General features: G+C 69.1%; 5 protein-coding genes. 1 reads left to right on the forward strand and 4 read right to left on the reverse strand.

What is annotated here, in order from left to right; translation table 11 throughout:
- Both QOD90_RS16810 and gatC read right to left on the reverse strand, forming a co-directional pair.
- Nucleotides 1–979, reverse strand: a 979-nt coding sequence (locus QOD90_RS16810) for an amidase family protein (protein ID WP_526351678.1), incomplete at its 3' end; no start/stop codon positions are given.
- Nucleotides 976–1,275, reverse strand: a complete 300-nt coding sequence (gatC, locus tag QOD90_RS16815) for an Asp-tRNA(Asn)/Glu-tRNA(Gln) amidotransferase subunit GatC (protein WP_526351680.1) — start codon at nucleotides 1,273–1,275, stop codon at nucleotides 976–978. The genes gatC and QOD90_RS16810, both read right to left, overlap by 4 nt.
- 113 nt (nucleotides 1,276–1,388) lie before the next feature.
- Between gatC and QOD90_RS16820 the strand changes: the two genes are divergently transcribed.
- A complete protein-coding gene (locus tag QOD90_RS16820; protein WP_526351682.1) occupies nucleotides 1,389–2,048 on the forward strand; it encodes an ACT domain-containing protein in 660 nt (219 codons plus the stop codon).
- Between the two features lie 8 nt (nucleotides 2,049–2,056).
- On the opposite strand, the gene QOD90_RS16825 is transcribed toward QOD90_RS16820, so the two are convergent.
- Nucleotides 2,057–2,314 (reverse strand): metallothionein, encoded by a 258-nt coding sequence (locus QOD90_RS16825; RefSeq protein WP_526351684.1) that lies wholly within the window; start codon nucleotides 2,312–2,314, stop codon nucleotides 2,057–2,059.
- Nucleotides 2,315–2,391: 77 nt separating this feature from the next.
- The coding region (gene ligA, locus QOD90_RS16830) for an NAD-dependent DNA ligase LigA (RefSeq protein WP_526351686.1) at nucleotides 2,392–4,444 on the reverse strand (2,053 nt) is incomplete at its 5' end.

Raw genomic sequence — 4,444 nt, forward strand, 5'->3', positions numbered from 1 at the left:
TGCTGGACACCTCCGACGGCAGGATCAGGTAGTACGCCGCCATCGAGTAGTCGAAGTTCGGGCAGTCAACCTCGGTGACCTCGGCCCCCAGCGCGGTGAGCTGCTCGACTGCGGCGTTGAACGACGCCAGCACCCCCGGCTGGTAGCCCTCGCCGCTGCGCAGCTGCTTGACGACGCCGACGCGCACGCCCTTCAGATCACCGGCCGCCCCCGCCCTCGCGGCCGCCACGACGTCGGGCACCTCGGCATCGACTGAAGTCGAATCGCGAGGATCGTGTCCCGCGATGACCTGATGCAGCAGAGCCGTGTCGAGCACGGTGCGCGCACATGGGCCACCCTGGTCCAGCGACGACGCGCAGGCGATCAGCCCGTACCGCGACACCGTCCCGTAGGTCGGCTTGACGCCGACGGTGGCGGTCAATGCCGCAGGCTGACGGATCGAGCCACCCGTATCGGACCCCATCGCCAGGGGCGCCTGGAACGCAGCAAGCGCAGCGGCGCTACCGCCACCCGAGCCGCCGGGGACGCGCTCGACGTTCCACGGGTTGCGGGTCGGACCGTACGCGGAGTTCTCCGTCGAGCTGCCCATCGCGAACTCGTCCATGTTGGTCTTGCCGAGGATCGGGATGCCTGCGGCCCGCAGCCGCGCGGTCACGGTCGCGTCGTACGGAGAGCGCCATCCCTCGAGGATCTTCGAGCCGGACGTCGTGGGCATGTCGACGGTGGTGAACACGTCCTTGAGCGCCAGCGGGACACCGGCCAGCGGTGACGGCAGCGTCTCCCCGGCGGCGACGGCGGCGTCGATCCGGCCCGCCTCGGCCAGCGCTGCATCCGTCGCGACGTGCAGGAATGCGTGGTACTGGTCGTCGGTGGCCGCGATCTGGTCGAGGTGCGCCTGAGTGACCTCGGTCGAGCTCACGTCCTTGGCCGCGATCTTGGCGCCGAGCGTGGCCGCGTCGAGGCGAACGAGGTCGCTCATTGCTCCTCCCCAAGGATGCGTGGCACGGCGAACCGGCCGTCGACGGCGTTTGGCGCGGCGGCCAGGGCCTGCTCCTGCGTCAGGCTGGGCGCGACGGCGTCGGGTCGGGTGACGTTGACGTCCTTCAGCGGATTGTCGGTGGCCTCGACGCCAGTGACGTCGACGGCCTGAATCGCACCGACGTGCTCCAGGATGGCGTCCAGTTGGCCGGCGAAGCTGTCTAGCTCGCCGTCGGTCAGGGTGAGCCGGGCCAGACGCGCCAGGTGGGCGACGTCGTCCCGCGAGATCTGCGACACGACCACGAAGCCTAGTCACCGGCTCGAGACGCGCCCCGCCGGAGGCCGCCGGGCACCGGTCGGTCACCCTTCTCGAGTCGCTCCACTCCTACCTCCGTGAAACAGTGTTGCCCGTGCCGTCATATCTGCTGCGGGTCCAGCTGGAGGACCGGCCAGGCAGCCTCGGCTCACTCGCCGTGGCGCTCGGCTCGGTCGGCGCCGACATCCTGTCCCTCGACGTCGTGGAGCGCACGGCCGGCTACGCCGTCGACGACCTGGTGGTCGAGCTGCCGCCAGGGGCGATGCCGGACATGCTCATCACCGCGGCCGAGAAGCTCAACGGCGTGTACGTCGACAGCATCCGCCCGCACACCGGCCTCCTTGAGGCGCACCGCGAGTTGGAGCTCATCGACCACATCGCGGCCGCCGGTCGCAAGCAGGACAAGCTCCAGGTGCTGGCCGACGAGGCTCCCAAGGTGTTGCGCGTCGGGTGGTGCATGGTCCTGCGGCTCGACGACTCCGGGCTCGAAGCAGTGGCAGGCAGTCACGGCGCGCCAGAGACCGCCGCCGAGTCGGCGCCCTGGCTGCCGCTCGAACACGCCGAGGCGCTGGACGGTACCGGTGACTGGATACCTCAGGTCTGGCGCGACTTCGACACCACGCTCGCCGCCGCGCCGCTCGGCGACCATCACACGGCGGTCATCCTCGGGCGCCCCGGCGGCCCCGCGTTCCGGCCCTCCGAGGTGGCACGGCTGGGCTACCTCGCCGGAATCGTGGCGACGATCCTGCGCTGAGCCGCGACTCAGGCGCCGGACGGCACCGGGTAGCGGTCGTTGACGTCGGCGTTGCTGTCCTTGCGTGCGCAATGTGCGCAACAGAAGATGGCCTCGTCGGTCTCGATGCCGTGGCCCAGGATCCGGCAACCGCAGTGGGCGCACTCGGGGGCGAGCTGAACTGCCGCGCACTCAACACTGTCGAAGGTCGCGCTGCGGCCGTCGGCCCACGTCACCGTGAAAGCCTTGTCGTAGTGGTTGCCGCAGGTATCGCAGATCGCTGCCATGTCCATCCTCCTCGTTCGGTTGCCGAACGCATTCCCTCGGAAGCCGCCCACAAACCGGCTTCCCCGAGAACCGGTACTCAAGCGTCGGCGGGACCGTTCTCCAGCAGCGCCCGGAACCCGTCCTCGTCGAGCACGGGCACGCCGAGCTCGATTGCCTTGTCGTACTTGGAGCCCGGTGCGTCGCCCGCGACGACGTAGGCGGTCTTCTTGGACACCGAGCCGGCGGCCTTGCCACCGCGCGCGAGGATGGCCTCCTTGGCCTCGTCGCGGGAGAACCCAGGCAACGAGCCGGTGACGACGATGGAGAGGCCTTCCAACGTGCGGGTGATGCTCGCGTCGCGTTCATCGTGCATCCGCACGCCCGCGGCCCGCCACTTGTCGACGATGGCTCGGTGCCAGTCGACGGCGAACCAGTCGATCACCGCAGCGGCAATGGTCGGCCCGACGCCTTCGCTGGCGGCGAGCTGCTCTTCGGTGGCCGCCTCGATCGCATCGAGACTGCCGAACTCACTGGCGAGCGCCCTGGCCGCCGTCGGCCCGACGTGCCGGATAGACAACGCGACGAGCACCCGCCACAACGCCTGCTGCTTGGCCTTGCCGAGGTTGGCCAGCAGGCGCTTGCCGTTCGCCGAGAGCTCGCCCTTTTGCGTGGTGAACAGTTGAGTGCGCAGGAGATCGTCGTCGGTCAGCGTGAACAGGTCGCCCTCGTCGGTGATCACCCCCGCCTGCAGCAGCGCGATGCCCGCCTCGTAACCAAGACCTTCGATGTCGAAGGCGCCGCGACCGGCGACGTGGAAGACCCGCTCACGCAATTGCGCCGGGCACGTTCGCGAGTTGGGGCAGCGAATGTCGGCGTCCCCCTCCTTGGCGGGGGCCAGGGTGGTGCCGCACTCGGGGCATGCCGTCGGCATCTCGAACTCGCGCTCGGTGCCGTCGCGCGCCTCCACCACGGGTCCCAGCACTTCGGGGATGACGTCGCCGGCCTTGCGGATCACGACCGTGTCGCCGATGCGCACGCCCTTGCGCTTGACCTCCGAACCGTTGTGCAACGTGGCAAGACCGACGGTGGAACCTGCGATCTTCACCGGCTCCATGTAGGCGAACGGCGTGACGCGACCGGTGCGGCCGACGTTGACCCGGATGTCGAGCAGCTTGGTGGTGGCTTCCTCGGGCGGGTACTTGTACGCGATCGCCCACCGTGGGGCGCGCGACGTCGCACCCAGCCGACGTTGCAGGGCGACGTCGTCGAGTTTGACCACCAGGCCGTCGATTTCGTGCTCGACGTCGTGGCGGTGTTCACCCCAGTAGACGACGCGCTCGGCGACGGCGTCGATGCCCGTGACACGCGTGGTGTGGTCGGACACCGGCAGTCCCCACGCCTTGAGCGCCAGGTATGCCTCGTGCAGAGATGCCGGGCTGAAACCCTCGACGCGCCCGAGGCCGTGGCAGATCATCCCCAGCCTGCGCCGCGCGGTGACCGCCGGGTTCTTCTGTCGTAGCGAGCCCGCCGCACTGTTGCGGGGGTTGGCGAAGGGCGCCTTGCCCTCCTCCACCAGGCTCGCGTTCAGCGCCTCGAAGTCGGTCAGTCGGAAGAACACCTCACCACGCACCTCGAGGACCTTCGGGACGGGATGATCGTCGCTGTGCTGCAGGCGTTCCGGGATGTCGTCGATGGTCCTGGCATTCAGTGTCACGTCCTCGCCGGTGCGTCCGTCACCGCGAGTGGCGGCCCGAACGAGCAGACCGTCGCGATACACCAGCGCCAGCGCAACGCCGTCGATCTTCAGCTCACACAGAAAGACGGGGTCCGCCCCGATCTCAGCTGTCAGCCGGCCCGCCCAGGCCGACAGCTCGTCGGGGTTGAACACGTTGTCGAGGCTCAACATTCGCTCGAGGTGGTCCGCAGAGCTGAAGTCGGTCGCGAAGCCCGCCCCACCGACCAGCTGCGTCGGTGAGTCGGGGGTACGCAACTCGGGGTAGCGCTCCTCAAGGGCCGTCAGTTCGCCGAGTAGCCGATCGAACTCGCCGTCGGAGACGATCGGCGCGTCCTTGACGTAGTAGCGGAACTGGTGACCGCGCACCTCGTCGGCTAGCTGCTGCCACTCGCGACGGACGTCGGCGTCAGGTGAG

It is taken from the genome of Mycobacterium sp., assembly GCF_032161845.1.
Taxonomy (GTDB): Bacteria; Actinomycetota; Actinomycetes; order Mycobacteriales; family Mycobacteriaceae; genus Mycobacterium.